The sequence below is a fragment of the Fluviirhizobium alvei genome, from assembly GCF_030551875.1.
Classification (GTDB): Bacteria; Pseudomonadota; Alphaproteobacteria; order Rhizobiales; family Rhizobiaceae; genus Rhizobium_E; species Rhizobium_E alvei.
In genome coordinates this window covers 31,012-57,198 of sequence record NZ_JAUOZU010000012.1, presented here as the reverse complement: position 1 = coordinate 57,198, position 26,187 = coordinate 31,012, and the positions used below count along the sequence as shown (strand labels likewise).

27 protein-coding genes are annotated in these 26,187 nt (G+C 57.5%); 21 read left to right on the top strand and 6 right to left on the bottom strand.

What is annotated here, in order from left to right:
- The first annotated feature begins 60 nt into the window (after window positions 1-60).
- The 4 genes from Q4481_RS16160 (at window position 61) to Q4481_RS16145 (ending at window position 4,067) form a co-directional block, all read left to right on the top strand.
- On the top strand, window positions 61-972 hold the full coding sequence (locus Q4481_RS16160) for a pirin family protein (RefSeq protein WP_304377438.1): 912 nt from the start codon (window positions 61-63) through the stop codon (window positions 970-972).
- Window positions 973-1,248: 276 nt separating this feature from the next.
- Entirely contained in the window at window positions 1,249-2,076 is an 828-nt protein-coding gene (locus Q4481_RS16155) for a hypothetical protein (protein WP_304377437.1), read from the top strand.
- Window positions 2,073-2,927 carry a glycosyltransferase family 2 protein gene (locus tag Q4481_RS16150; RefSeq protein ID WP_304377436.1) on the top strand — a complete coding sequence of 285 codons (855 nt, stop codon included), beginning with the start codon at window positions 2,073-2,075 and terminating at the stop codon, window positions 2,925-2,927. The genes Q4481_RS16155 and Q4481_RS16150 overlap by 4 nt, the downstream gene beginning before the upstream one ends.
- Window positions 2,928-4,067, top strand: a complete 1,140-nt coding sequence (locus tag Q4481_RS16145) for a glycosyltransferase (protein WP_304377435.1) — start codon at window positions 2,928-2,930, stop codon at window positions 4,065-4,067.
- Between the two features lie 150 nt (window positions 4,068-4,217).
- On the opposite strand, the gene Q4481_RS16140 is transcribed toward Q4481_RS16145, so the two are convergent.
- On the bottom strand, window positions 4,218-5,105 hold the full coding sequence (locus Q4481_RS16140; protein WP_304377434.1) for a hypothetical protein: 888 nt from the start codon (window positions 5,103-5,105) through the stop codon (window positions 4,218-4,220).
- Between the two features lie 196 nt (window positions 5,106-5,301).
- On the opposite strand from Q4481_RS16140, the gene Q4481_RS16135 reads away from it, so the two are divergent.
- Window positions 5,302-6,057 carry a CatB-related O-acetyltransferase gene (locus tag Q4481_RS16135; RefSeq protein WP_304377433.1) on the top strand — a complete coding sequence of 252 codons (756 nt, stop codon included), beginning with the start codon at window positions 5,302-5,304 and terminating at the stop codon, window positions 6,055-6,057.
- A 23-nt stretch (window positions 6,058-6,080) separates the two neighbouring features.
- Here the strand turns inward: Q4481_RS16135 and Q4481_RS16130 are convergent, their stop codons facing one another.
- From Q4481_RS16130 to Q4481_RS16120, 3 genes are all read right to left on the bottom strand, one after another.
- Window positions 6,081-6,512 (bottom strand): MarR family winged helix-turn-helix transcriptional regulator, encoded by a 432-nt coding sequence (locus Q4481_RS16130; RefSeq protein ID WP_304377432.1) that lies wholly within the window; start codon window positions 6,510-6,512, stop codon window positions 6,081-6,083.
- A 297-nt stretch (window positions 6,513-6,809) separates the two neighbouring features.
- Window positions 6,810-7,250 (bottom strand): RbsD/FucU family protein, encoded by a 441-nt coding sequence (locus Q4481_RS16125; protein WP_304377431.1) that lies wholly within the window; start codon window positions 7,248-7,250, stop codon window positions 6,810-6,812.
- The gene (locus tag Q4481_RS16120) at window positions 7,250-8,473 is read right to left on the bottom strand and encodes an ROK family transcriptional regulator (protein WP_304377430.1); all 1,224 of its coding nucleotides are present in this window, start codon (window positions 8,471-8,473) and stop codon (window positions 7,250-7,252) included. Before Q4481_RS16120 ends, Q4481_RS16125 begins: the two co-directional genes overlap by 1 nt.
- Before the next feature lie 220 nt (window positions 8,474-8,693).
- On the opposite strand from Q4481_RS16120, the gene Q4481_RS16115 reads away from it, so the two are divergent.
- From Q4481_RS16115 to pyrC, 4 genes are all read left to right on the top strand, one after another.
- Window positions 8,694-9,719 carry a sugar ABC transporter substrate-binding protein gene (locus tag Q4481_RS16115; protein ID WP_304377429.1) on the top strand — a complete coding sequence of 342 codons (1,026 nt, stop codon included), beginning with the start codon at window positions 8,694-8,696 and terminating at the stop codon, window positions 9,717-9,719.
- Window positions 9,720-9,939: 220 nt separating this feature from the next.
- Entirely contained in the window at window positions 9,940-10,998 is a 1,059-nt protein-coding gene (locus Q4481_RS16110) for an ABC transporter permease (protein ID WP_304377428.1), read from the top strand.
- Window positions 10,998-11,780, top strand: a complete 783-nt coding sequence (locus tag Q4481_RS16105) for an ATP-binding cassette domain-containing protein (protein ID WP_304377427.1) — start codon at window positions 10,998-11,000, stop codon at window positions 11,778-11,780. Before Q4481_RS16110 ends, Q4481_RS16105 begins: the two co-directional genes overlap by 1 nt.
- A 164-nt stretch (window positions 11,781-11,944) precedes the next feature.
- Entirely contained in the window at window positions 11,945-12,982 is a 1,038-nt protein-coding gene (gene pyrC, locus Q4481_RS16100; RefSeq protein ID WP_304377426.1) for a dihydroorotase, read from the top strand.
- 9 nt (window positions 12,983-12,991) lie between these two features.
- Here pyrC and Q4481_RS16095 read toward each other — a convergent pair whose 3' ends face one another.
- Entirely contained in the window at window positions 12,992-13,255 is a 264-nt protein-coding gene (locus Q4481_RS16095) for a BolA family protein (RefSeq protein ID WP_304377425.1), read from the bottom strand.
- 93 nt (window positions 13,256-13,348) lie between these two features.
- On the opposite strand from Q4481_RS16095, the gene Q4481_RS16090 reads away from it, so the two are divergent.
- The 8 genes from Q4481_RS16090 (at window position 13,349) to Q4481_RS16055 (ending at window position 22,494) form a co-directional block, all read left to right on the top strand.
- Window positions 13,349-13,966: a J domain-containing protein gene (locus Q4481_RS16090; RefSeq protein WP_304377424.1), complete on the top strand. Its 618-nt coding sequence runs from the start codon at window positions 13,349-13,351 to the stop codon at window positions 13,964-13,966.
- A 63-nt stretch (window positions 13,967-14,029) separates the two neighbouring features.
- Window positions 14,030-15,022 (top strand): cobaltochelatase subunit CobS, encoded by a 993-nt coding sequence (gene cobS / locus Q4481_RS16085; protein ID WP_304377423.1) that lies wholly within the window; start codon window positions 14,030-14,032, stop codon window positions 15,020-15,022.
- Window positions 15,023-15,035: 13 nt separating this feature from the next.
- A complete protein-coding gene (gene cobT, locus Q4481_RS16080; protein WP_304377422.1) occupies window positions 15,036-16,934 on the top strand; it encodes a cobaltochelatase subunit CobT in 1,899 nt (632 codons plus the stop codon).
- Between the two features lie 37 nt (window positions 16,935-16,971).
- On the top strand, window positions 16,972-17,991 hold the full coding sequence (locus Q4481_RS16075) for an esterase-like activity of phytase family protein (RefSeq protein WP_304377421.1): 1,020 nt from the start codon (window positions 16,972-16,974) through the stop codon (window positions 17,989-17,991).
- Window positions 17,992-18,141: 150 nt separating this feature from the next.
- Window positions 18,142-19,560 (top strand): Si-specific NAD(P)(+) transhydrogenase, encoded by a 1,419-nt coding sequence (gene sthA / locus Q4481_RS16070; protein WP_304377420.1) that lies wholly within the window; start codon window positions 18,142-18,144, stop codon window positions 19,558-19,560.
- A gap of 231 nt (window positions 19,561-19,791) precedes the next feature.
- Complete coding sequence (locus Q4481_RS16065; RefSeq protein WP_304377419.1) at window positions 19,792-20,145, top strand: DUF805 domain-containing protein; 354 nt, start codon at window positions 19,792-19,794, stop codon at window positions 20,143-20,145.
- Between the two features lie 198 nt (window positions 20,146-20,343).
- Window positions 20,344-21,084 carry a metallophosphoesterase family protein gene (locus Q4481_RS16060; protein ID WP_304377418.1) on the top strand — a complete coding sequence of 247 codons (741 nt, stop codon included), beginning with the start codon at window positions 20,344-20,346 and terminating at the stop codon, window positions 21,082-21,084.
- A gap of 3 nt (window positions 21,085-21,087) precedes the next feature.
- Window positions 21,088-22,494 (top strand): serine/threonine protein kinase, encoded by a 1,407-nt coding sequence (locus tag Q4481_RS16055; RefSeq protein ID WP_304377417.1) that lies wholly within the window; start codon window positions 21,088-21,090, stop codon window positions 22,492-22,494.
- A 40-nt stretch (window positions 22,495-22,534) separates the two neighbouring features.
- Here Q4481_RS16055 and Q4481_RS16050 read toward each other — a convergent pair whose 3' ends face one another.
- Entirely contained in the window at window positions 22,535-22,663 is a 129-nt protein-coding gene (locus tag Q4481_RS16050; RefSeq protein ID WP_304377416.1) for a hypothetical protein, read from the bottom strand.
- Window positions 22,664-22,748: 85 nt separating this feature from the next.
- On the opposite strand from Q4481_RS16050, the gene Q4481_RS16045 reads away from it, so the two are divergent.
- From Q4481_RS16045 to Q4481_RS16030, 4 genes are all read left to right on the top strand, one after another.
- Complete coding sequence (locus Q4481_RS16045) at window positions 22,749-23,639, top strand: LysR substrate-binding domain-containing protein (RefSeq protein ID WP_354542203.1); 891 nt, start codon at window positions 22,749-22,751, stop codon at window positions 23,637-23,639.
- Between the two features lie 70 nt (window positions 23,640-23,709).
- Window positions 23,710-24,408: an orotate phosphoribosyltransferase gene (locus tag Q4481_RS16040; RefSeq protein WP_304377415.1), complete on the top strand. Its 699-nt coding sequence runs from the start codon at window positions 23,710-23,712 to the stop codon at window positions 24,406-24,408.
- Between the two features lie 133 nt (window positions 24,409-24,541).
- The gene (apaG, locus tag Q4481_RS16035; protein ID WP_304377414.1) at window positions 24,542-24,934 is read left to right on the top strand and encodes a Co2+/Mg2+ efflux facilitator ApaG/CorD; all 393 of its coding nucleotides are present in this window, start codon (window positions 24,542-24,544) and stop codon (window positions 24,932-24,934) included.
- A gap of 126 nt (window positions 24,935-25,060) precedes the next feature.
- The gene (locus tag Q4481_RS16030; RefSeq protein WP_304377413.1) at window positions 25,061-26,179 is read left to right on the top strand and encodes an ABC transporter substrate-binding protein; all 1,119 of its coding nucleotides are present in this window, start codon (window positions 25,061-25,063) and stop codon (window positions 26,177-26,179) included.
- Window positions 26,180-26,187: the final 8 nt, after the last annotated feature.

The following is a 26,187-nucleotide window of genomic DNA, read 5'->3' as shown; positions in this document are numbered from 1 at the left end:
GTGCGACAATGCCCGAACGCTATATAGTGGCCTTCAACAACCGGAAACCGAGGAAGGCCCATGTCCATTCGTCCCGTCAAACAAGAATCCCGCGCCATGCCCACCATGGAAGGGGCAGGCGTGCATCTGCATCGTGTGTTCGGCTTTGGCGATCCGTCGCTGACCGATCCCTTCCTGATGATGGATGATTTCCGCAACGACGATCCGTCGCGTTACCTGCGCGGCTTCCCTTGGCATCCGCATCGCGGTATCGAGACGATCACCTATGTCCTGGCCGGCACGGTCGAGCATGGCGACAGTCTCGGCAATCACGGCACGCTGGGTGCCGGCGATGTGCAGTGGATGACGGCCGGTAGCGGCATCATGCACCAGGAAATGCCGAAGGGCGATTTTGCCGGCAAAATGCATGGCTTCCAGCTCTGGGCCAATCTGCCCTCGTCGTTGAAGATGACCTCGCCGCGCTATCAGGATGTGAAATCCGCCGATATTCCGCTGGTCATCGATGATGACGGTACGGCGGTGCGCATCATCACCGGCAATTTCTGGGGCAAGACCGGCCCGGTCGATGGCATTGCGGCCGAACCGGTCTATCTCGACATTTCCGTGCCGCCGGGCAAGCGCAAGACCTTCCCGGTCGACACCTACCGCAAGGCCTTCGCCTATATCTTCGCCGGTTCAGGCACCTTCCGCGATGCTTCCAAGCCGTTCGGCGTGCGGGTGGAAAAGGAAGTCAACGGCGAGGAACTCAATATCCGCGATCTCTCCGGCAACCGGACGCTGGTGGTGTTCGATGGCGGCGATGAGGTGACGGTTCAGGCGGGCGACGAAGGCATCCGCTTCCTGCTCGTTTCCGGCAAGCCGATCGAGGAGCCGGTGGCCTGGCATGGCCCGATCGTGATGAACTCGCGCGAGGAAATCATGCAGGCCATGCGCGAACTGCAGAACGGAACCTTCATCAAGTCGGATCACTGAGTGGATTGATGGTCCCGGTGCCGAACTGTGCCGGGACCTCCTGTCTCAAACCTTGTCGAGACCGAGATAGGCGCGGACTTCGCGCCGGTAGGTTTTAGAATGTCCTGTTCGCCATCGACAATGCAATAACACGTTTTTGCTCAACTGCTTCCAAACATGCGCTGTCTTGCACGTGCCTCGTAGGCGATTTATCCACATAAGGCAGAGCAGCCTTGAACATGAAATGCCGATGGCCTACCGATATCGCTGTCGAAACCTGTAGCGGAATCAGTTGCCATGACAGACGCAGAAGAAGGCCGGAATTTGGAGGCCTATTTTTCTGAGCGCTTTTACCAACGCCATTACAGCGGATATTCGGTCTATCGGCGGGGTGCTCTTAAGCATTATCTGTCTGAAGGAGAGCAGAATGGCTACTCCCCCAATGGCTATTTCGATCCGAAATGGTGGTCGCGGGAGTACGGCGTCGAAAAGAGTGGACACGACAGTATTTTCGAAAGCTATTTAACGAACTATCGGAATACGATTCCGGGAGAGGACTATTCGCTTATCTTTAACAGTTGTTTTTCTGATGAACGAGAAATGGCCGACGTTCTTGCGGCAGGAGGCAGATCAAGAAATGGCTTGTTTGATTTCAGCTTCTTGCTTTCGCAGAATAAAACTGATGCGCGAGCGCCGGACCCGATCGCTTTGTTTTTGAGACTTGCTGGCGAAGGATACAATGTAAGTCCAACGCGCTTTTTTGACAGTAGATTTTATGCGTCGGAATATCGTGATGTCGCCGAGGCGAAGGTAAATCCATTCGTTCACTATATAAAGAATGGTCTGTTCGAGAATCGAAAGCCCTGCGCTTTTTTAAGGTGCAGGAAAAATTTCTCCGAGATCAAGAACAAGGCTCATTTCCTGTCTTCAATTCGTACGCCGTCCGAGCTTTTCGAGCTCGATGGGCGCTATGAACTGGATGGCTGGGATATCTCGGCTTTAGGCCAAGGGAGCCGGGTTTTTACGGCCGTCAACCACTTCTTTGGCGAGCCGCAACTTTCCGGAATTCGCGATTTTGAGAAGATGATCGAGGTTTATGCGGCCTATCTTGAGGGTGAAAGATGAAGTTCTCCATTATAGTCCCCTGCTATAACCAGTCTCAATATCTGTTTGGAGTGATTGATAATATTGCAAAATCAACGCAGCATGACCATGAGGTGATCATCATAAATGATGGATCGACAAAGCCTCGCACTGTGGAGATGCTTGAAAAACTATCTCCTGCGGGGAGCCATCAACATCTGGTTAAAATCAATCAGGAGAACATGGGGTTGGCCAATACGCGCAATGTAGGGCTCAACAAGGCGCGCGGCGAATTCATTCAGTTTCTCGATGCTGATGATATGTTGGTTGCCGGCAAGCTCGACCGCCAGGCTGCTCTCATGGATCGGGAAGAGCTCGATATTGCAATCGATGAATATCTGATTGGTGATGAAAACCTTTGTGAGTTCCGAAATGGGGATCACAAGCTCTGTGACTATGTCCTCACACTTGAAAACATAGCTTTGGAATGGGAACGGGGAATGAGTATTCCGGTTCACTGCCCTCTTATCCGGAGAAGTTCGCTCGGAAACATTCGCTTTGGCTCCGACATGCGGGCAAAGGAAGATTGGCTTTTCTGGATGTTGTTTTTCGCGGAACCTCGTCGCTATGCATTCACCGGAGTGGTTGGAGCCATATACCGGGTGCATGCCTCATCAATGACGCGTTCTGACAACAGGAGTAACGGGCTCCAGTGGCTGAAAGCGATTGAAAAAAGTCGCATCTTGCTTAGTGATGGGTTTGGTGATGGCGAAACTAGTGCTGCGATCAAGCACTTTAACGATTTCTATTTAAAGCATTACTATATAAATGATGGAGCATTCAATAAATCATTATTCGGAAACTACCTTAGAAATATTGTAGAGGATAGATAAATGCCGAGTTGCTCTCTTGTGATACCCGTGTATAATCATGCGGAATATCTTTCGCAATGCATTGACAGTGCCGTCAACCAGCTGAATCCATTTGATGAGATTGTCATCGTCGATGACTGTTCGCCTGATCCGCGCGTGAGCGACATTCTGGAGAAATACCAAGGCATCTCCAGCATCAAGATTTTCAAAAATAGTGAGAATCTCGGAATAACCGGTACGCAGAACTATGCTCTGTCGCTCTGCAGTTCCGAGTTCGTCGCGTTTCTTGATTGTGATGACTATCTTCACCGGGAAGCGCGTGCCGGGTTCGACGCCTACTACAAAGTCAAGGTGGGAGATTACTATTTTTCGAACCGTATTGAATTCAACCAATCCGGCATGTCGAGAAAAGTCGATGTATCCAGTCAGATCTATGAATATAATAGTCTGACAGAATGCTTGCTTGAACATATGGTTGCAAGCCATTTCAAAGTGATACGCCGTGAGACGCTGCTTTCGATTGGAGGATTTCCTGCGAATTCGGATGGTGTTCAAGACTGGGTTGTCGCTGTGAATATCATCAATGATGATAACGCCGTGCACATTGGCGAGTACATCTACTATCACAGGATTCACGCCAATCAGACGACCGGTCAGGACAGTGTGCGTTATGTCAATGTCGTGAATGGGGAACGTGAACGTCTTTTGGAGCTGAGGGGACTTAAGCGTTCGTTTCGGCGTGAAGCTGTGACGAAGCTGGCCTGGTTCTTCAGTCGGGTGGAAAACTTTCCCCGAGGCGCCTTTGTTCTGGATGAGGGCGTGATGGAGCCCTGGGTCGCCTCCACATTTGCGGCTCGTGGCTCCTGTCCATCTGCGTTGCTTATCTATTCGCCACACCACCATAAGTTCATCGCGCAAGATTTCTATCTATGCAGATCGCTTGGCATGGAGAACGTGATGCTTGTTGACAGACGTTCGCCGGATTCCATCGCGACAACGAGGTGGGCAAGTGCATTCATGGATCACATCGTCTGTTTGGATCCGATCGCGCGACTGGCCATCGAGCCCTGGGTCGCTGACAGATCCAAGCTGATTGATTCAGGGGTTGGGGATATTATTGTGCCTTCTTCAGCTCCTCGAGTTGCGACTCCAGAGATTTGACATGCTCCCAAAGATGGTTGTTTTGGATCTGCTTTTGGGCCCAGAGAGCTGCCGACATCTCAAGTAGGTCGTCGAATGACATCGTGTAGTTGCCGGCTCCTTCGGCTCGTTCGTATGGGCCAAATAGCGGGTCGCCTTCTAGTCTTCTCCCTAAATAGCTATCCGCCACATACAAATTGCTCTGATAAAACAATTCCATAAGTTCGGACATCTCGCTTGGAAGAGTAAGTTTAGGGCCTGTCGAAGGGATTTTTCCACCATTTGCGCCAAATTGCCTCGCCGTTGAGATAACTGCCCGTTTTCCACAACAGGAAGGTATTTGTTCAGCAGACGAAGGAATTCTATTTTCCTTGCATCGAGGCGGGCGTTCTCAGATTGAGCCATTTTTTCAACTAGATTGTCGTCAATCGACGTAACCTTGCAGAAATCTTTTACAATATCATTTCGGACTTCATCGTTGTATATTCTTATGATAAGATTATCTTTGCCGAATATGCCAGACCATGTATCCAAAATATTTCTGTAGTCAAATCTTTGAAGTGCAGTCCTTTCGTCTGGATTTGAAATTGGATTTACCCACCCTCCGCGAACCGCAGTTGAGTACATTGAAAGGGCGACTTCGTCTTGTCTTCTAAGATAAACAATAACTGATATCTTATCAGAAAAACGGGACAGTAGCGCCTTCAATCTTGCAATTTCGTCTTTGTCAACTAATCGACTGGATAGGTGTTCACTTGAAAAAACGACTTTTTGGAATTGTTTTTTTGAGAGCTGCTCAATTAAGTTGCGCTCGTAATTTGAGCGGAACGGTTCGGTGTCTTCCGCCCTCGTAAGCCCCGCCATGATGCGAACAGTGTCATCTGATGTTTCATCCTTGGCATAGGCTGCGAGCTCCAGATGGCTTTCGACATCGTATGTAAGTGGGTATAGCACATTATGCCGCGAAAGCTTCTCTCTGCTCGCGGCAAGGCATTTCTGGAGATATGTGGTTCCCGTATTCTCGAGGCCTATATGAACGTAGGAATGAGGTGCCGCCATGTAAGAGCCTCAGTTGTAGGGACGCGCTTTAAATTACCGGAATGTCTCTTACTTCTATTGAAATCAAGTGGGTATTTAGCGCAAATGAAAAGATCTCCTGCCGATTTCGCTCGTAGCCTGCAAACATCGATAATGGGTGCCTTCAACGGTTTTTGTAGAGGTCGAAGCGAGAAATTTTTAAGTATCGGAGCTGCTAATGAGTTTCGCACTGTTTCAGTTAGGCAAGGCGCATTCTGATCGTATCAAGGTCGAAAAGAACATCTGGGTTGATCCGAGTAGTCTTCGGCTTACGAGCGCTTCATTCATCGAATGTCCAAGTGCCCCGGTCGCTGGTGTTTTCTCTGGGCTGCCTGGGATACAATTTGGAGCTTATAGTTATTCTTGGAGCCCGATCACGGTTCACGTGAGTAGGGTTGGGAGATATTGCTCGATTGGCGGAAGAGTCGTGTTTGGGGACCATGAACACCCGACGAATTGGTTGACGACTTCCAACATACCTTGGGATCTTGAGTTTATTACAGGAGCGCACGCAAAGCGAAAAAACCCAGCCTTGAAACCGCACGCCTACAAATCGAATTTGGGACCGATTGAAATAGGCCATGATGTTTGGATTGGTAGTCGTAGCTATATCAAGCGAGGGGTTAGAATTGGTAACGGAGCAATTGTGGGTTCTGGTGCGGTCGTCACAAAAGATGTTCCAGCCTTTGCGATAGTCGCCGGAAATCCGGCCCGCATCAAACGGTATCGCTTTGAGAACGACGTCATTGAACTGATCGAGAATTGTGCGTGGTGGCAGTACGACTATGCGGAAATCGGGAATGAGGATTTTTCGGATCCTGTTCAGGCCTGCAAATCGATATCCAGGCGCGTTGAATCTGGGGAGATTAAGCCTTTTTGCCCGGACCGTTTAACTGCTGAATATCTCCAGGAGCTCGTAGAACGGTCATCGTAGCCTAATTCCTATGCTACGCCCGCTCACCCCTCGACGCCATTGGCGATGGCCCAGCGCATATATTCCTTCAGCAACTCCTTTTCGAACCGCCGGAAGCCCCGAAACATCTGCGCCTCGGCGGTTTCGAGCGCCAGAAGCGCTTCCGCTTCCATCGCACGGCCGCGTTCGGTGAGGTAGATCAGCGTCGAACGCCGGTCTTTGGGGTGGCGCTGGCGTACGATCAGCCCGTCCCGCTCCATGCGGGCAAGTGTATTGGCGAGCGTTGCCTGTTCTATATCGAGCCTGTCGAGCAGCGCGCGCTGGCTCGTGCCATCCTGCTTCCAGAGTTCCATCAGAACCGGATATTGCCCCGGGGAAAAGCCGATGCGGGCCGCTTCGGTCGAAAAGGCGCGGCTGAAGCTCCGGGCCAGGAGGCCGGAGAGATAGAGAGCCGAATCCTTGTTCGTTTGGTCCATGCCACATAGTGCCGGGGGCTGTGCGGTTCGACAAGAAAAATCGCAGCAATTTTGACGATGAAAACCGTTCTGCGCACCATAAAAAACCGCCCCGCTTGTGAAAGCAGGGCGGCAAGGGGACGCAAAGAGTGGACAAGGACCCGGAGAGGGATTGGGCGCCTTGTCCGAACCTGGTTGGCGGGGGACGGGCCAGATCCAGGATGATGACGGCCACTTGGGGACCGGCCGTCAGTGATCAACATGTGAGCGTGCAAATGTGGCTGTTCAAGGGACAGCAGAATTACATTTCTGTAATCTTCAACCGGTCGCGCCCGGCCGGATCACGCCCTTGCGCAGAATAATGTTGCCGTAGAGCCTTGGCTCGGAGGACTGGATCACGGCATAGGCCTTCTGGACGCGATTGTAGAAGTCGGCTGGCGCCAGTGGCTCGACCACCTGATCGGGCACCCGCCGGCCGCAGATATCGATCATGTCCTGGTGGACGGGGTCTCTTTTTTCGAGGTCGGTCTTCACCGTGGCGCGGAAAATCGCGCGATCGACGAAATCGTCAATCGGCAGCACGGACAGCACCGCATCAAGGATGCGCGGCAGATCGTGTCCGTCGGCCCGCACCAGCCGCCTTGCATGTTCCGCTCCGGGGTAATTTCCGTCGACGATCGCGATCTCGTCTCCATGGCCCATGGCACGAAGAACGGACAAAAGCTCTGGGCTCAATAGGGGGTCGAGGCCAATCAGCATCAGGTCATCTCCTTGAGCAATACGCTCTGATCGATGTGGTAGCGCGAAAAAAGCGGCAGGCTTGCAGCGCCAATGGCGCGCGCCGAGGAGCCGACAAGACCTTCCTCGATCATGGGTCGCTCGATGCCTTGAAGATCAAAACGTTCGAGAGACCGGCGTGCCGCATCGACGATTTCGCGCCGAATGTCGGCCGAAAAGCCGCCATCGATGATCACCGCTTCAAAATCGATGACCGAACAGACCGTCACGGCGGCATAGGCGAGCGTTTCGCCGGTTTTTGCGATCCATTCCGTCTTGGTAGCGCCGAAATCGTCCCAGTTCTCCGGCGTCATCCAGATGGAGGACGGGTCCTTCTTGGCCTGGATTAGCATTTTTTCGAGCTGAACCACCGAGGCATGATCGATGAGCTGCCCTGAAAGTCCATGCGCATCGGTAAAGGGCATCGAGCCGAAGGCGCCGGCATTGCCTGTTCGGCCCGGATAAAGCGCGTGATTGAGAACCACGCCGCCGCCGATGAAGGAGCCAAGGAAGAAATAGGCGAAATCCGAATATTTGGGTCCGTGTCCGAAGGCGAGCTCGGCCGCACAGGCCGCGGTCGCATCATTCTGCAACAGGACGGGAAAGGGCAGCGCCGCATCGAGCATCGCTTCGATATCGGCATCGCGCCAGGCATCCATATCCGCTTTCGGCGCGCCGACAGCCTCTACCCAGTTCCAGAGTTCGAAGGGCAGCGCCACTCCAAGACCGGCGATGCGGGCCTTTTCGGCATTGGTCATGGAGGCGAGGATCTGGTCGCAACCGCGCTTGGCAAAAGCGATCACCCCCTTGGGCGTCGGGTAGGGATAGGCCTCGTGCACCAGTTGTTTCACGCGGCCGGTAAAATCCGCCAGGATGAGATCGGCGCTGCGACGACCGATCTTCAGGCCAAGCGAGAAAACGCCGTCCGGATTGAGGCTCATGGGAATGGATGGCTGGCCGACCTTGCCGCGCCGTGGTTCGCCGCGGATCAGAAGTCCGTCCTGCTCGAGTGCCCGCATGATGACGGACACGGTCTGGGCTGAAAGACCCGTATGCCGCGCAATCTCTGCCTTCGACAGAGTCCCATGCCTGCGCACGAGGCTCAGCACCAATCGTTCGTTATAAGCACGGACGCGTGTCTGGTTCGCGCCGCCCATCAAGCCCGCCACTCCGGAAAGTGCGGTTGCCGTCATTTCGTTCGCCATGCCCCGTTCTCCTCCCGGGCAGTGCTACATCAATCGAAGCAGAGGATGCCACATTTAATTAATAAATCAATTGGAATTATTTATTGACATGACGACGTTCTAATGCTTTCTTATGGGCAGCGGTCGGGAAGGGCTGGAGGGTCCAACCGACGGCGGCAGTTGAAGCTGCCTTATGAGGAGCCGGTTCATCCGGAGTTTGATATTTCCTTGGGAGGAAACGATGAAAAAATCGATGATTGCTGCATCCATGGGCGCTCTTGCTCTGGGCCTCGCCTTCTGCGGCAGCGCCAAGGCTGACGGCGTGTCCGCCTGCCTGATCACCAAGACCGATACCAATCCCTTCTTCGTCAAGATGAAGGAAGGCGCGACCGCCAAGGCCGCCGAGCTCGGCGTCACGCTGAAGTCCTACGCCGGCAAGGTGGACGGCGATTCCGACAGCCAGGTCGCTGCAATCGAATCCTGCATTGCCGACGGTGCCAAGGGTATTCTCCTGACGGCTTCCGACACGAAGGCGATTGTCCCGACCGTGAAGAAGGCGCGTGACGCCGGCATTCTCGTGATCGCGCTCGACACGCCGCTGGAACCGCTCGATGCAGCCGATGCCACCTTTGCGACGGACAACCTTCTGGCCGGCAAACTGATCGGCCAGTGGGCTGCAGCCACCATGGGTGAGGGTGCCAAGACCGCAAAGGTCGGCTTCCTTGACCTCACGCCGTCGCAGCCGACGGTTGACGTTCTGCGCGACCAGGGCTTCATGATCGGCTTCGGCATCGACCCGAAGGATCCCAACAAGATCGGCGACGAAGATGATCCGCGTATCGTCGGCCATGATGTGACGAACGGCAACGAAGAAGGCGGTCGCACGGCGATGGAAAACCTTCTCCAGAAGGATCCGGACATCAACGTAATCCACACGATCAACGAGCCGGCTGCTGTCGGCGCCTACCAGGCCCTCAAGGCCGTGGGCAAGGAAAAGGATGTTCTCATCGTTTCGGTCGACGGTGGCTGCCCGGGCGTGAAGTCGGTGGCCGAAGGCGTGATCGGAGCGACCTCGCAGCAGTATCCGCTGCTGATGGCATCGCTCGGCATCGAAGCGATTGCAGCTTATGCCAAGGATGGCACCAAGCCGAAGCCGACCGAAGGCAAGAACTTCTTCGACACCGGCGTGGCGCTCGTGACCGACAAGCCGGCCGAGGGCGTGCCCTCGATCAGCGTCAAGGAAGGCACGGACAAGTGCTGGGGCTGATGCCCATCTGCATTTAGACTTGAAGAACACCATGATAATGTCATCATGGACTAACGGAAGGGCGATCTTATCGCCCTTCCAGTAGGTTTGCGCATAGAGGCCACAGGCTTCGAAACCCGCGGACGGCGGGGCGCATTCCGAGTTTGGGAACCACGCGACGGACCTGTCCGCAGACGAAAACAACCGTCAGGACGGCGCGTTAGGGGGTGGAGACACAATCATGGCCAGCATCCAAGAATTTGAAAAGGTGCTCGACAAGAGCGACACTGCTGTCGCGCATTTCGAGGATCGTTCGGCGCTCCGGCGCATTCAGCATTTCCTGCATTCGACGCCAGCGGCGGTGCCGTTCATCGTCCTCGTTGCCGCGATCCTCATCTTCGGGATCTCGATCGGTGGCAAATTTTTCTCGAGCTATACGCTGACTTTGATCCTGCAGCAGATCGCCATCGTCGGCATCCTGGGTGCCGCCCAGACGCTGGTGATCCTGACGGCCGGTATCGATCTGTCGATCGGCGTCGTCATGGTGGTTTCTGCCGTGGTCATGGGCAATGTGGCCGTGACCTATGGCATGCCTGCGCCCGTTGCGGTTGCCGCGGGTCTCGTGGTCGGTGGCCTATGCGGTATCCTCAACGGCTTTCTGGTCGCCAAGATGAAGCTGCCGCCTTTCATCGTCACGCTCGGCACATGGTACATCGTCATGGCGTCGAATTTCATCTATTCGGCCAACGAAACCATCCGTGAGGCCGATGTGACCGCCGCCGCCTCGATGCTGCATTTCTTTGGTACCAGCTTCAAGATCGGATCTGCCGTCTTCACCTTCGGTGTGATCCTCATGGTTATCCTCGTCTTGGGCCTCTGGTATGCGCTCAATCATACTGCCTGGGGGCGCCATCTCTATGCGGTGGGCGATGATCCGGACGCTGCCGAACTCGCAGGCATTCGTGTGGATCGGGTCCTGCTCAGCACCTATGCGCTGGCCGGTGTGATCGCTGCCATCGCCGCCTGGGTCTCGATCGGGCGCAACGGATCGATTTCGCCTTCAGCAGCCGTGACCGACTATAATCTGCAATCGGTCACTGCAGCAGTCATTGGCGGTATCTCGCTCTTTGGTGGCCGCGGCTCGATCCTCGGCACGCTCATCGGGGCGATGATCGTCGGTGTAGTCTCGATGGGATTGAACATGCTCGGCGCTGACCCGCAATGGAAGGTCTTCCTCACCGGCACTCTCATCATCTCGGCCGTGGCCGTCGACCAGTGGATCAGAAAGGTAGCAGGCTGATGACACAGGAACCCATTCTTACCGCCCGTGGCCTGGTCAAGCGTTATGGCCGGGTCACCGCTCTCGACCAGGCTGATTTCGATCTCTATCCCGGTGAAATCCTCGCGGTGATCGGCGATAACGGTGCCGGAAAGTCATCGCTGATCAAGGCGATTTCCGGAGCTGTGACGCCCGATGAAGGCGAAATTCGCCTCGGTGGCCAGCCGGTACAGTTTCGCTCGCCGATGGAAGCGCGCAATGCCGGCATCGAAACGGTCTACCAAAATCTTGCTCTGTCACCGGCGCTCTCGATTGCCGACAACATGTTCCTCGGCCGTGAAATCCGCCGGACGGACATGCTCGGCAAGATGTTCCGGATGCTCGACCGTCCGAAAATGGAAAAGATTGCCCGCGACAAGCTTACCGAACTGGGCCTGATGACGATCCAGAACATCAACCAGGCGGTCGAGACGCTTTCAGGCGGCCAGCGTCAGGGGGTCGCCGTTGCGCGGGCCGCGGCCTTCGGCTCCAAACTCGTGATCATGGACGAACCGACGGCAGCGCTTGGCGTCAAGGAAAGCCGCAAGGTGCTGGAACTGATCCTCGATGTCCGCTCGCGCGGCCTGCCGATCGTCCTCATCTCGCACAACATGCCGCATGTGTTCGAAGTGGCGGATCGCATTCACATCCATCGTCTGGGAAAACGTCTCTGCGTCATCAATCCGAAGGAATATTCGATGTCGGATGCCGTGGCGCTGATGACCGGCGCAATGAAACCTCCCCAAGAAGCAATAGCGGCCTGATACGATCCAGGAGATGCGGCTGCGGGCGACCTTCGTGTCGCCCGCTTTTTTTTGCCAATAGCGCCGCATCCGCTTGGTTTGCGATCAAAACTCCGGCGCGCGGTTGCGTCTCCGGATCTCTGGCGCTATTGGCATGCGCACATTCCTTGCGGTGGAGGTTCAGAATGACATCGATCACGATCCGGCGCCCCGACGACTGGCATCTGCATCTGCGCGACGGCGACATGCTCAAGGGCGTTCTGCCCTACACGGCCGCCCACTTCGCGCGCGCCATCATCATGCCCAATCTCGTGCCGCCGGTGGTTACCGCCGCCGACGCAAGCGCCTATCGCGACCGCATTGTCGCTGCCCTTCCGGATGGCATGCGCTTTCAGCCGCTGATGACGCTCTACCTCACCGAAGGAACTGATCCGGACGATGTCGAGCAGGCGCACCGGTCGGGGCTCATCACCGCCGTCAAGCTTTACCCGGCGGGTGCGACGACCAATTCGCATTCGGGCGTGCGCGACATGACCAAGGCCATGCCGGTTCTCGAGCGGATGGCGAAGATCGGCCTGCCGCTCTGCGTTCATGGAGAAGTGACGACCCCGGACGTTGACATTTTCGACCGCGAAGCCGTCTTCATCGAGACTGTGCTCGACCCGTTGCGGAAGCAACTGCCAGAACTGAAGGTAACGATGGAACATGTAACGACCAGGGAAGGGGTCGATTACATCATGGGCTCATCGGCCAATCTCGCCGGCTCGATCACCACCCATCACCTGATCATCAACCGCAACGATATTCTGGTCGGCGGCATTCGCCCGCACTATTACTGCCTGCCGGTCGCCAAGCGCGAACATCACCGTCAGGCACTGCGCAAGGCGGCCACATCGGGGAATGCGAAATTCTTCCTTGGCACCGATTCGGCGCCGCATGTGGATCCACTCAAGGAATGTGCCTGCGGCTGTGCCGGCTGCTTCACGTCGATCAACACCATGTCCTGCCTGGCGCATGTCTTCGAGGAAGAGGGCGCACTCGACCGACTGGAAGCGTTCGCCTCGCTCAACGGGCCGGCCTGGTACGGTCTGCCGGCGAATGAGGAGAGGATCACGCTGGTCAAGCACGAATCGGCAGTGTCCTATCCGGCCCGGATCGAAACCGGGGCGGGCCCGGTGACGGTGTTCGATCCGAAGTTTACCTGCTACTGGGACGTCGCCTGACGGACAGTTTCAGTCTTTCCCGATTTCGATTGCCAGCGCGTGCAGCCCCTCGTCGAAGCCGAATTTCAGGGCATCATTGATCGCCCGATGCTGGTTGACGCGGGAAAGGCCCATGAGTTTCGGGCTGGTGATACGAATGCGGAAATGTGTCTGGCCGGTTTCGGCCGCCTCGCGGTTGTGGCCGGCATGGTGCTGGCTCTCGTTGATGACTTCAAGTTGCATTGGTGCAAATTCGGCCTGAAGTGCGGCGGTGATCCTGTCCTGAAGCGTCATGGTCTCTCTTTCAAAAAAAGGGGCCCACAAAGCCTGTAACTTTCCTGATTGTCAATTCTTGAAGCGCGAAGTCTCAAATCCCATAATGGTCCCATGAAACTGGATTCCAAATATTTCGATTCTATCCGCACCCGGCGCAAGGCCACCCGGGCGGAAGAGCCGCCGCAGAAGCCGCGCTGTCAGTGGGACGGCTGCGAGCAGCCTGGCGTTCATCGTGCGCCTGTCGGCCGCAATGCCGAAGGCCAGTATTTCATTTTCTGCTTCGAGCATGTGAAGGAATACAACAAGGGCTACAATTATTTCTCCGGCCTGTCGGACAATGATGTCGCGCGCTACCAGAAGGAAGCGATCACCGGCCATCGCCCCACCTGGTCCATCGGCGTCAACAAGAATGCCAAATGGGGCCCGGCGCAGAACCAGGCCCGCGCCGGCGCTGCCAAGATGCGTGATCCGTTCGGCTTTGCCGGTTGGCGGATGAATGAAAGCCGCCAGCAGGAACCCCGGCAACGACGGCTCAAGCCGCTCGAAACCAAGGCATTCGAAACGCTCGAACTTCCGGCCAGTGCAACGTCGAGCGACATCAAGTCGCGCTACAAGGAACTGGTCAAGAAACACCACCCTGACGCAAATGGGGGCGATCGTGGCTCTGAAGAACGCTTCCGGGCCGTGATTCAAGCGTATCAGTTGCTCAAACAGGCTGGCTTTTGCTAGAAAGCCGCGATAGGAAAAACCAGTGATTTTCGGTGGCCTTCCCCAGGCTGCGCTGGAGAAATGATGACAAAGATGGATCTCGAAATAGCCAAGCTCCCCGACACGACCGTTTCTGTCAGGGAGGTGTTCGGCATCGATAGCGATATCAGCGTGCCAGCCTACAAGGAAACCGACGCCCACGTCCCCGATATCGACCCGGACTATCTGTTCGATCGCGATACGACGCTCGCCATTCTGGCTGGCTTTGCGCACAATCGACGCGTCATGGTGTCGGGCTATCACGGCACCGGCAAGTCCACCCATATCGAACAGGTTGCCGCGCGCCTGAACTGGCCCTGTATCCGCGTCAACCTCGACAGCCATGTCAGCCGTATCGATCTCGTCGGCAAGGACGCGATCGTTCTAAAGGATGGCAAGCAGGTCACCGAATTCAAGGACGGCATCCTGCCCTGGGCCTACCAGCACAATGTCGCGCTTGTGTTCGACGAATATGATGCCGGTCGCCCTGACGTCATGTTCGTGATCCAGCGCGTTCTGGAAGCCTCCGGTCGCCTGACGCTGCTCGACCAGAGCCGTGTTATCCGTCCGCACCCGGCTTTCCGCATCTTCGCGACCGCAAACACCGTCGGCCTCGGCGATACGACCGGTCTCTATCACGGCACCCAGCAGATCAACCAGGCCCAGATGGACCGCTGGTCGATCGTGACCACGCTCAACTATCTGCCATTCGAGCATGAGGTGAACATCGTCGCGGCCAAGGTCAAGGAACTGTCCGGCAATGAAAAGGGTCGCGACACGGTTGCCAAGATGGTGCGCGTTGCCGAACTCACCCGTGCGGCCTTCATCAATGGCGATCTGTCGACCGTCATGAGCCCGCGTACCGTCATCACCTGGGCCGAAAATGCAGCGATCTTCGGCGATGTCGCTTTTGCGTTCCGCGTGACCTTCCTCAACAAGTGCGACGATCTCGAGCGTGCGCTGGTTGCCGAACAGTATCAGCGTGTCTTTGGCGTCGAGCTCAAGGAAAGCGCTGCCAATCTGGTTCTCGGAGCCTGAGGGGTAAGACAGAATGGCCGGTGCAGGCGACAATTCGAAGGCGAGGCCAGGCGCTCCGGTTGATCTGGAGCCGTTTCGTCGTGCATTGACCGGCTGTATCCGCTCTGTCGCCGGCAGTTCGGAGGTGGAGGTTGCCTTCGCCAACGACAAGCCCGGCATGGCTGGCGATCGCATGCGGCTGCCAGAGTTGTCCAAGAAGCCCGGTCAGCACGAACTGGCCGTTCTTCGCGGTCTGGGCGATTCCATGGCGCTGCGCCGTGCCTGCCATGATGAGCGCATCCATACGCAGTTTGCGCCGCAGGGCGAAGATGCCCGCGCCATTTATGACGCCGTCGAACAGGCGCGCGTCGAAGCCATCGGTGCCAACCGCATGGCCGGCATGGCCAAGAATCTCGGCTCCATGCAGGCCGATAAATATGCCAAGTCGAATTTCCGCGCGATCTCCGAACGGTCGGAAGCGCCGATCGAAGAGGCGATGTCGCTGTTCGTGCGCGAGGCTTTGACGGGTCAACGACCGCCGGAAGCGGCAGGCCAGGTGCTTGATCTCTGGCGCGAATTCTTCAGCGATACGGCCGCCAAGGATATGGGCTCGCTGAAGGACGCGATCGAGGATCAGGAAGCCTTCGCCCGCATCGTCCGTACCATGCTGTCATCGATGCATCTCGCCGAGGATATCAGCGAGCAGAGCCAGGAGCCGGACGAGCAGGAAGAGACGACGGACGAGGAACAGCCGCGCAGCCAGGAAGAGAATGAGGATGCCGCCGAGGACGAGGCTGGCACCGAGGAAGCGCCTTCCGAAGAAAACCAGTCTGCCGACGAGCAAATGGAAGAGGGCGAGACTGACGGCGCCGAAATGTCCGACGACGATCTGATGGAGGAAACGGACGACGATTCCGAGACCCCCGGTGAGGTCAAGCGTCCGAACAATCCGCTGTCCGACCTCAACGAGAAGGTCGACTACAAGGTCTTTACCGTCGAATTCGATGAAGAGATCTCTGCCGACGAACTGTGCGACGAAGCCGAACTCGATCGGCTGCGTGCCTTCCTCGACAAGCAGCTTGCCCATCTTCAGGGCGCGGTCGGCCGGCTAGCCAACAAGTTGCAGCGCCGCCTGATGGCGCAGCAGAACCGGTCCTGGGATTTCGATCTCGAGGAAGGCTATCTCGATACCGCTCGCCTGACGCGCATGGTCATCGATCCGATGCAGCCTCTGTCCTTCAAGATGGAGCGGGATACGAATTTCCGCGACACGGTCGTGAGCCTGGTCATCGATAATTCCGGCTCCATGCGCGGTCGCCCGATCACAGTTGCGGCTACCTGTGCCGATATTCTGGCACGCACGCTTGAGCGTTGCGGCGTGAAGGTCGAAATTCTCGGCTTCACCACCAAGGCCTGGAAGGGCGGTCAGAGCCGCGAGAAATGGCTCGCCAGCGGCAAACCGGTTGCGCCCGGTCGCCTCAACGATCTCCGCCACATCGTCTATAAATCGGCGGATGCGCCCTGGCGTCGGGCCAAGCGCAATCTCGGCCTGATGATGCGCGAAGGCTTGCTCAAGGAAAACATCGATGGCGAGGCGCTGATCTGGGCGCACAATCGTCTGCTTGGCCGGCCGGAACAGCGCAAGATCATGATGATGATCTCCGACGGTGCGCCGGTGGATGACTCCACGCTGTCGGTCAATCCGGGCAACTATCTCGAACGTCACCTGAGGGCGGTCATCGAGGAAATCGAGACCAAGTCGCCTGTCGAACTGCTCGCCATCGGCATCGGTCATGATGTCACGCGCTATTATCGCAAGGCGGTTACCATCATCGATGCCGACGAACTGGCCGGCGCTATGACAGAACAGCTGGCGGCCCTGTTTGCCGATGAAGCGGAGGCCCCGCGGGGCAAGGCGCGTCGTCGCGCCTGAATATCTGCCGTTCCGACAGTCAACGGAAGGAAACGCCTTGTTGAGACGGAAAGCCTGGGCTTTGGCCGCTTTTCTGCCGTTCCTGGTGTTTGGAGCGACCTATCCGGTCGCCTTCGGTTATCAGGCCGGCAAGGACGGTGTGGAAATTCCGGTCAAGTCGATGGTGCTCGACACCTTCAAGCAGGGCGCCGGGCCGCGCTTCGGCAAGCTTGAGTTTCTCGGCGGTCTGGTGATGGCCACCACGGGCGGCGAACTGGGGGCGATCTCCTCCATTCGGCTTCTGCCTGACAGAGAACATTTCATTGCGATCATGGATACCGGCCACTGGGCGACGGGCCGGATCGAAAGGGATCCGCAGGGGCGTCTGAGCGGCATTGGCACGTTTGCGATCCACACGATGGTCCCCGATACCAATAGCGCCAGACAGGACCATGAAAGCATGGATGCCGAGGGCATGGTGCTTGCCAGAGACCGGATCTATGTCAGCTTCGAGCGCGATCATCGCATCCTCGCCTATCCCTATCCCGGCTTTGAAGATTCTGCCCCTGTCGCTTCCGAGAGGCCGGTCACGGGTGGAGTGAAGCTGCGGGGCAACGGTGGAATCGAGGCGCTGCTGGCCGCGCCGGCGGATAGCGCTCTGGCCGGTTCCCTGTTTTTCGTTGCCGAGCGCACCTATGATGAGAAGGGCAACTTCGTCGCCGGCATCCACTCCGGACCGCTCAAGGGCAATTTCCGCGTCAGGCGCAGTGGCGACTATGATGTCACGGATGGTGTCGTGCTCGATGACGGCACCTTTCTGCTGCTCGAACGCAAGTTCGGTCTGAAATCCGGCATCGGCATGCGCATCCGGCGATTCTCGATCGCCGATGTCAAGCCGGACGCGCTGATTGACGGCGAAGTCCTGCTCGAAGCCGATTTTTCGCATCAGATCGACAATATGGAGGGGCTGGATGCCTTTCGGACGGACGATGGTGCGCTGCATCTGATCGTGACCTCCGACGACAATCACTCCCTGCTCGAGCGCAATCTCATGCTGGAATTCAAGCTCCTCCAGTAAAAAGTCGCAAAAGGGCTCGAAACGGTGGGTTTCAACGCTGGAACGCCAACCGATTCACAGTAACCAAATCGATAAGATTGATCTGCTACACTTCGCGACGATAATCTTGCAGTGCAGCATGATTCTTCATGACTTTGGCGGGGCGGCATCATGAACCATTACGATCTCGTGGTAATCGGCAGCGGTCCGGCAGGCCGCAGGGGGGCAATCCAGGCGGCGAAACTCGGCAAGCGGGTTCTGGTCGTGGAAAAAGGAACGCGGGTCGGTGGCGTGTCGGTTCATACCGGCACCATTCCTTCGAAGACGCTGCGCGAAACGGCACTCAATCTCACGGGCTGGCGCGAACGCGGCTTTTATGGCCGTTCCTATCGCGTCAAGCAGGAGATCAGCGCTGAAGACCTGCGGCGGCGGCTTCTCATCACGCTCGACCATGAGGTCGAGGTTCTCGAACATCAGTTCGCCCGCAACAGGGTTCACCACATCAGGGGCAAGGCCACCTTCATCGATCGCGATACGATCGAAATCGAGAAGGAAGACGGCGAGACGATGCGTGTGGGCGCGCAATCGGTATTGCTGGCCGTCGGCACGAGACCTTTCCGGCCGGACTCCATTCCCTTCGATGGCAAGCAGATCCTCGACAGCGACGATCTTCTCGACATCACGGAGATTCCCCGGTCGCTGATCGTCATCGGCGCTGGCGTCATCGGCATCGAATATGCGACCATCTTTTCGGCACTCGACACCGCCGTCACCGTCGTTGAGCCGCGCAGCACCATGCTGGATTTCATCGACAAGGAAATCGTCGAGGACTTCTCCTACCAGCTGCGCGACCGCAACATGAAACTGCTTTTCGGCCAGAAAGCCGAAAAGGTCGAAAAGGATCCGGCTGGCCGCTGTCGCGTGACGCTCGATAACGGGCGCGCCATTTCCGCCGACATGGTGCTTTACGCCGCCGGCCGCATGGGAGCGACCGACAGTCTCAACCTGTCCTCCTGTGGGCTTGAAGCCGACAGCCGCGGCCGCATCAAGGTCAATCCCGAGACCTTCCAGACCGATGTGCCGGGAATCTATGCCGCCGGCGATGTCGTCGGCTTTCCGAGCCTGGCATCGACATCGATGGAGCAGGGCCGCATCGCCGCCCGTCATGCTGTCGGTGCACCGGCATCCGATCCGCCGCAGTATTTTCCCTACGGTATCTACGCCGTGCCGGAGATCTCGACCTGCGGCCTGACCGAGGAAGAGGTCAAGGCGCGCGGCATTCCCTATGAATGCGGCATCGCCCGGTTCCGCGAGACCTCGCGCGGCCACATCATGGGCCTCGACAACGGCATGCTGAAAATGATCTTTTCGCTGAAGACGCGACGTCTTCTGGGTGTCCATATCGTCGGCGAAGGCGCGACCGAACTGATCCATATCGGCCAGGCGGTTCTCAACCTGAAGGGCACGGTCGATTATTTCGTCGAAAACACCTTCAACTATCCGACCCTGGCCGAGGCCTACAAGATTTCCGGCCTCGATGCCTGGAACCGCATGGGCGAACTGCACCAGCACGTTGCGGCTGCCCAATAGTTTATCGGACTTCAGTCGCTGATCATCGGAAAGCCGGGGAGACCCGGCTTTTTGCATTTCGTTGCGGTGCGAGTGACCGGGTGTCCGAAAGCACCGGATGAGACTTGGCAATCGTCAGAAAAAAGACCACTCTCTCCTGGCGAATAAAACATGCCCTTCTTTCGTTCAGTTCAGGAATAGCCGGCGAGCATGTGCCTTGCCAGTATGATCATCTTCAATTGGGGGATTCCAATGAACTTCACCGAAGCCGTCACAACCGTCATCACCAAGAAATATGCCGACTTCAACGGCCGCGCCGCACGTTCCGAATTCTGGTGGTTTGTTCTTTTCAACTTCATCGTGTCTGCCGTACTTGGCCTGATCGACAATATGGTCTTCGGCATGCCCGCGCTGCAGATCCTCTTTGCTCTGGCACTTCTCATTCCGGGTCTCGCCGTCTCCGTTCGCCGTTTGCACGACAAGGGCAAATCCGGCTGGTGGATCTTTATCGCGCTCGTGCCGATCGTCGGCCCGATCCTCTTGATCTACTGGTATGCAACAGCCGGGGAGCCGCAGGACAATGCCTACGGCGCACCCGTCGCCTGAAGCCCTCAATAGATCGTATCAAAGACGGCGTCCGATCCGGGCGCCGTTTTCGCATGTCTGGTCCTTGACGAAAGACAATTGCCGTTTGGCATCGATACGCCTTCCGGCTAATGGCCCGACCGTGGCGCTGATGCTATGGTTGCATTGGAGGACGACGGGAGGAGTGTCCATGATCCATCGTGGTGGAAGGCATCAGCCATGCTGATTGCCTTGATGACGGATATCCATGCCAATCGCGAGGCGTTCGAGGCCTGCCTGGCGGCAGCGGCGCGCGCGGGTGCCGAAAAGCTCGTCATTCTTGGCGATATCGTCGGTTATGGGGCTGATCCCGAATGGTGTGCTGCCAAGGTGAGGGATCTGGCGGCCGCAGGTGCGGTCGTCCTGCGGGGCAACCACGATCAGGCCGCAGCCATCGCTGACACGGGCATGAATTCTGTTGCCAAGATCGCAATCGACTGGACGAAGAACCAGATCGATTCCGGACTGCGCGATTTTCTCGCGCAACTCCCCCTGCAGGTGGCCGAGGAGGATCGGCTCTATGTGCACGCCGATGGCTCTGCCCCTGATCGCTGGCGCTATGTGCGGGATATCGAGACCGCAGAACGCCATTTCAACGGCACGTCCCAGACGGTGAGTTTCTGCGGCCATGTTCATGTGCCGGCCCTCTACAGCCTCGCCGGCACCGGCAAGATCACCGCCTTTTCCCCGGTTTCCGGCATCGCCATTCCGCTTCTGCCGCAACGGCGGTGGCTGGCTGTTGTCGGTTCAGTCGGCCAGCCGCGCGACGACAATCCTTCGGCTTCCTGGGCGCTTTATGACACGACAAGCCGCAACCTCACATTCATGCGCGCTGCCTACGATGTGGAGAAGGCGGCGGAGAAAATTCGCCAGGCGGGCCTTCCGGATGCCCTTTCCTCGCGCCTCCTGAAGGGAAGGTGACGCATGGCCAACCGCAAAATTGCGCCTGGCGCGGAAATAGATGGGTTCAAAGTCGGCGAGCTTATCCATTCCGGCGGCATGGCCCGGCTGTGGTCGGTGACGCGACCTGATATCGACTTCCCAATCCTGATGAAGGTGCCGCTGATCGGGGAGGGGGATGATCCGGCCGCGATCGTCTCTTTCGAAATGGAGCAGATGATCCTGCCAAGGCTCGAAGGGCCGCATGTGCCGCGCTTCGTCGCCAATGGCGATTTCGCCGTCCAGCCCTATATCGTCATGGAAGTCCTGCCGGGAAAATCGCTTTATCCGATGATCGAGACATTGCCACGCCCGCCGGCGGAAGTGGCGGCGCTCGGCGCAAAAATCGCCATGGCGCTTGCGGATCTCCATCGACAGCATGTCGTCCATCTCGATCTGAAACCGTCCAACATCATGTTCCGCGACAATGGCGACGTGGTGCTGATCGACTATGGTCTTGCGCGGCACAACGATCTGCCGGACCTGATGGATGAGGAGTTCCGTCTGCCCTATGGCACGGCGCCCTACATGGCGCCCGAGCAGGTTCTCGGCAACCGCAGCGACTACCGCAGCGATCTCTTCGCCCTGGGTGTCCTTCTCTATTTCTTCGTCACCGGCATTCGTCCCTTCGGCGACCCGCAGAGACTGAAGGGTCTCAAGCGCAGGCTCTGGCGCGATCCGGTGCCGCCCCGCGGTATAGACCGGCATATTCCGCCAGCCTTGCAGGAAATCATCCTGCGTTGCCTGGAGGTCAATCCGCTCTGGCGCTATCCGACCGCGGCCCAGCTGGCCGTCGATCTTCAGTACCTGTCGCAGGTGAAGCTGACCGCCCGCGCCGAAAAGATGCGACAGGACCCGCTCTCGACCGTTCTGCGTCGACGGTTCAATCCCGAGCCGATCGAGATGGCAAAGCCGAAGGAATCGAAGAACCAGCTATCGTCGGCGCCCATCGTGGCTGTCGCCATCGACCTCAAGGATAGCGCCGCCGATCTTGCCGATCTGCTCAGGCTGACCACCAGCCGTATCATCGAAAAGACGCCGAACGCCCGCATCGCCTGCATCAACGTGTTGAAGATCAACCGGATCAGCCTGGATGCAACGCTGGACGAGGAAGGCAACAACATCCACGTCCAACGGCTTGTGGAACTGAAAGCCTGGGCGGCGCCGCTCGGACTTGCCGAAGGCGCAATCACCTACCATGTCATCGAGGCCATCAAGCCGGCAGATGCCATTCTCGAATATGCACGCGAGAACTATGTCGATCACATCGTCATGGGCGCCCGCGCTGCCTCCACGATGCGGACGCTTCTCGGGTCGGTTTCGGGCGAAGTCGCGGCCAATGCCCCCTGTACGGTGACGGTGGTTCGCAACCGGGCAAGGCCAGGCGAATAGGCTTTCGGGCCCCAGGGTTCTATCGATTGCCTTGCGCAGATCACTTGTCCACGGCTCCGCCCTGCGATGACGGCTCACGAGGCGGCATCGGTTCCGGCAACGGGCGAGGAGCGGTAAAAGTCAGAAGGCGGGTGGTTTCCATCAGGATGTCCAGAATGGCAGTGAACATGGCGTTTCTCCTTTCGCCAGTGTTATCTGCCGGTTGCGGCAGCGGCTCAAACGACTATAGTCGACGCCTCGGATAACTTGAGGTTATGGAAGCCATGAAGCGCGCCCGCCTGCCTTTGACCGCCTTGCGCGCCTTTGAATCCGCCGGCCGGCTTGGCGGCTTTTCACGAGCGGCGGAAGAGCTTCATGTGTCGCAGGCGGCGATCAGCCGCCAGATCCGCGAACTCGAGGGGCTTATCGGCCAGCCGCTCTTCACCCGTATTCATCGCGGTGTCGTGCTGACCGAGAAAGGCCGCGCGCTGCTCTCCGAAGTGACGCAGAGTTTTGATCGGATCGATGCCGCTCTTTCGGATGCCGGTGCGCAGTTGTCCGGCTCGGTGAAAGTCAGTGCCGAGCCCACATTCGCAGCCCTCTGGCTCGCTCCCCATATTCAGGAGTTTCGCCATAGTCGGCCCGAGATTGAAGTCGAGATCGACGCCGATCCGCGCCTTGTCGAGTTTCGCGGTGGCGCGTTGGATCTCGCTATTCGCCACAGCCGCGGACCGACTTCCTGGCCGAGGGTCGAGGCAATGCCGCTACTCGACACACAGTGCCGGCCGGTGATGAGCCCGGCCTTTCTGGCGCATCGTCGATTGGCGCTGCCCGGTGATCTTGTGAAAGCACCGCTTCTCCATGAAGAAAACCGCAGCGGCTGGAGCGATTGGTTCCGCAGCATCGGCGTCGAGCCGCCGACGGAAAAGGGCACGGTGTTTGCCGATGGCGGTATGGCGCTCTCGGCGTCTTTGCGCGGCCATGGTGCGGCACTCTTCGATCCCCGGCTGATCGACGGCGAGCTCGCCTCGGGTGCGCTCGTTGCGCCGTTCGCAGCGGAGGTCAATTGCGGAGCCTATTTTCTTATCGCCAGGTCCTTCGAAGCGCTTTCGCCGCCCGCGCGCGCCTTTGTGGATTGGATATCTGCGGCTTTCACAGCCTCCTGAGTTGGCTCCGCTTCCCACAGCCCGCCGTTCCTGCTAAGCGCGGTCAGTCCACCCGAGCAGGAGCCAGCCCATGTTTTCCAACGCCTTCAACGAAAAGTCCACCATGGCCAATCTGATGGCGAAGATGCTTTGGGAGATCCGTGCAGTACACTTCCGGCCGGAAGAGCCCTACAAGCTGGCATCCGGCATGATGAGCCCCGTCTATATCGATTGCCGCAAACTGATCTCCTATCCCCGGATCCGCTCGGCTGTTATGGATTTCGCTGCCGCGACGGTTCTGGCGGAAGCCGGGTTCGAGCAGTTTGATTGCGTCGCTGGTGGGGAAACGGCGGGCATTCCCTTCGCTGCTTTCCTCGCCGAACGCCTGTCGCTTCCGATGATCTATGTCCGCAAGAAGCCGAAGGGGCATGGCCGCAATGCTCAGATCGAGGGTGAGATGAAAGAGGGCGCGCGGGTTCTCGTCATTGAAGATCTGACGACCGCTGGCGGCTCCATGTTCACCTTCATTGATGCGATCCGGCAGGCCGGCGGCATCGTCGATCACGGTATGGCCTTGTTTTATTATGGGATCTTTGAGGCGGCCGAAGCGCGTTTTGCCAATGGCAAGGTCAATCTCCATTACATTGCCACCTGGCGCGAAGTGCTGGCGGTTGCGAGGCAACAGAGCCTGTTCTCGTCGGAAAAACTGACGTCGGTCGAGGCCTTTCTCGATGATCCGCTTGCCTGGTCGGCGGCCCATGGCGGTGTAAGCGAACTGCCCGTGTCCTGAAATGCGGCTTTTCGGACCGCTTCGCTGGGCGAAGCGGTCCAAATCTATTGATTTTCTTAACCGAAATACGATTTATAGAGAAAAGGCGGAGGCAAAACCTCGGCTCAGACGATTGCGTACCTGGAAGGACCGGATGTACCGCGCCACGACACGACAGATCGAAGTGACGGTCGAGCCCTATTATCTGGCCGAGCAATCGGATCCGGCAGACAGCCGCTATGTCTGGGGCTATCGCATCGTCATTGCCAACCATTCCTCCCATACTGTCAAGCTGATCAACCGCTATTGGAATATCACCGACGAAAATGGCCAGGTCGATGAAGTCACCGGCCCCGGCGTCGTCGGCGAGCAGCCCGTTCTCGGACCAGGCGATTCCTACGAATACAACTCCGGCTGTCCGCTGGATACACCTTCCGGTGTGATGTTCGGGCACTACCAGATGCTTGGCGAAGACGGCGAACTGTTTGACGTTGTCATTCCGGCTTTCTCTCTCGATACACCCGGTCTGCAGCGTACGCTCAACTGACAACCCCGGTCAGTTTCGACAAAGATTAATTATCCGTTGACAGGTTGAGAATTGTCACGCTTACTGAACGTATATTCAGTACGCAGTGCATTTCCACAATTCCATCAATCTGTTCGAGAGGGTGTCATGAGCCGGATCAAGTTCATCGATCAGTTGTCGCAAGGAAAGATCAGCCGTCGGGATGCACTGAAGTGCGCCGCCGCCTTCGGTGTCGGTTTTGCGCTCATGCCGAATGTCGGCGCTGCCGCAGAGCCGCTGACCTGCATGGAATGGAGTGGTTATGATGCTCCGGATTACTTCAAATCTTTCGTGGACAAGCACGGAACGACCCCGAACTTCTCCATTTTTGCCGGCGAACCGGAAGCGCTGGCCAAGGTACGCGCCGGCTTCGCAGCCGATGTCATGCATCCTTGCAATTATTCTGTCGGCCTCTTCGTTGATGCCGGTCTGACGCTGCCGATCGATACCGCGAAATTGTCGAACTGGAAGGATGTCTTTCCCGCGCTGCAGACTGCCGAAGGTGTCATGTCGAACGGCGAGGTTGTCATGGCGCCGGCCGACTGGGGCAATTCCTCGATCGTCTACCGTCCGGATCTGATCGGCGATGCCTTCAAGGATGGCGAGAGCTGGGGCATCTTTTATGACGATGCCTTCGAGGGCAAGGTCTCGATGCTCGATGATCCGCTGGCAATGGTGATCGGCAAGATGGTTGGAGGGGCAAAATACGAGGACGCCTATCTGATGTCGGGCGATGCGCTTCAGGCCGCCAAGGAACTCGGTGCCAAGGCGGTTCGCAACAGCCGCTTCCTGTGGGCCGATCCGACGGAGCTGCAGCAGGCACTGGCTTCGGGCGAAATCGTTGCCGCCTATGCCTGGAACGACGCCGTCAAGAACCTCTCGGCGCAGGGCATTCCCGTTGCTTTCGCCAAGCCCAAGGAAGGCTATTTCACCTGGTTCTGCGGCATCAGCATCCTGAAATCGGGCAAGGCTGATATCGCTCTGTCCTATGATTTCATTGATGCCTGGCTGTCACCGGAGACCGGCAAAACGCTGATCGAAGGGTCTGGTTATGGCCATGCCAACATGAAGTCCTTCGCGGCGGCCGATCCGGCAAGCATCAAGGCCATGGGCATTGTCGATCCGGTCGAGCATATGAAGAGTGCCACCCTGTTCCGGCCGCAGCCGGCGGCGATCGTGGCAGAACAGACCAAGGTGTGGGAGGAGATCAAGGCCCTGAAGTTGTGAGCGGTGCC

Coding starts and splice junctions, on each gene's coding strand:
- Q4481_RS16095 (WP_304377425.1), bottom strand. CDS start 13,255: ATGACGCTTCAGGACAGGATCACCGCCGCACTTCAGGCCGAATTTGCA.
- Q4481_RS16120 (WP_304377430.1), bottom strand. CDS start 8,473: ATGGCGAACGAAATGACGGCAACCGCACTTTCCGGAGTGGCGGGCTTG.
- Q4481_RS16045 (WP_354542203.1), top strand. CDS start 22,749: ATGGAAGCCATGAAGCGCGCCCGCCTGCCTTTGACCGCCTTGCGCGCC.
- Q4481_RS16145 (WP_304377435.1), top strand. CDS start 2,928: ATGCCGAGTTGCTCTCTTGTGATACCCGTGTATAATCATGCGGAATAT.
- sthA (WP_304377420.1), top strand. CDS start 18,142: ATGAACCATTACGATCTCGTGGTAATCGGCAGCGGTCCGGCAGGCCGC.
- Q4481_RS16060 (WP_304377418.1), top strand. CDS start 20,344: ATGCTGATTGCCTTGATGACGGATATCCATGCCAATCGCGAGGCGTTC.
- apaG (WP_304377414.1), top strand. CDS start 24,542: ATGTACCGCGCCACGACACGACAGATCGAAGTGACGGTCGAGCCCTAT.
- Q4481_RS16030 (WP_304377413.1), top strand. CDS start 25,061: ATGAGCCGGATCAAGTTCATCGATCAGTTGTCGCAAGGAAAGATCAGC.
- Q4481_RS16065 (WP_304377419.1), top strand. CDS start 19,792: ATGAACTTCACCGAAGCCGTCACAACCGTCATCACCAAGAAATATGCC.
- cobS (WP_304377423.1), top strand. CDS start 14,030: ATGACAAAGATGGATCTCGAAATAGCCAAGCTCCCCGACACGACCGTT.
- Q4481_RS16040 (WP_304377415.1), top strand. CDS start 23,710: ATGTTTTCCAACGCCTTCAACGAAAAGTCCACCATGGCCAATCTGATG.
- Q4481_RS16090 (WP_304377424.1), top strand. CDS start 13,349: ATGAAACTGGATTCCAAATATTTCGATTCTATCCGCACCCGGCGCAAG.
- cobT (WP_304377422.1), top strand. CDS start 15,036: ATGGCCGGTGCAGGCGACAATTCGAAGGCGAGGCCAGGCGCTCCGGTT.
- Q4481_RS16150 (WP_304377436.1), top strand. CDS start 2,073: ATGAAGTTCTCCATTATAGTCCCCTGCTATAACCAGTCTCAATATCTG.
- Q4481_RS16155 (WP_304377437.1), top strand. CDS start 1,249: ATGACAGACGCAGAAGAAGGCCGGAATTTGGAGGCCTATTTTTCTGAG.
- Q4481_RS16125 (WP_304377431.1), bottom strand. CDS start 7,250: ATGCTGATTGGCCTCGACCCCCTATTGAGCCCAGAGCTTTTGTCCGTT.
- Q4481_RS16115 (WP_304377429.1), top strand. CDS start 8,694: ATGAAAAAATCGATGATTGCTGCATCCATGGGCGCTCTTGCTCTGGGC.
- Q4481_RS16130 (WP_304377432.1), bottom strand. CDS start 6,512: ATGGACCAAACGAACAAGGATTCGGCTCTCTATCTCTCCGGCCTCCTG.
- pyrC (WP_304377426.1), top strand. CDS start 11,945: ATGACATCGATCACGATCCGGCGCCCCGACGACTGGCATCTGCATCTG.
- Q4481_RS16140 (WP_304377434.1), bottom strand. CDS start 5,105: ATGGCGGCACCTCATTCCTACGTTCATATAGGCCTCGAGAATACGGGA.
- Q4481_RS16055 (WP_304377417.1), top strand. CDS start 21,088: ATGGCCAACCGCAAAATTGCGCCTGGCGCGGAAATAGATGGGTTCAAA.
- Q4481_RS16050 (WP_304377416.1), bottom strand. CDS start 22,663: ATGTTCACTGCCATTCTGGACATCCTGATGGAAACCACCCGCCTTCTG.
- Q4481_RS16135 (WP_304377433.1), top strand. CDS start 5,302: ATGAGTTTCGCACTGTTTCAGTTAGGCAAGGCGCATTCTGATCGTATC.
- Q4481_RS16110 (WP_304377428.1), top strand. CDS start 9,940: ATGGCCAGCATCCAAGAATTTGAAAAGGTGCTCGACAAGAGCGACACT.
- Q4481_RS16160 (WP_304377438.1), top strand. CDS start 61: ATGTCCATTCGTCCCGTCAAACAAGAATCCCGCGCCATGCCCACCATG.
- Q4481_RS16105 (WP_304377427.1), top strand. CDS start 10,998: ATGACACAGGAACCCATTCTTACCGCCCGTGGCCTGGTCAAGCGTTAT.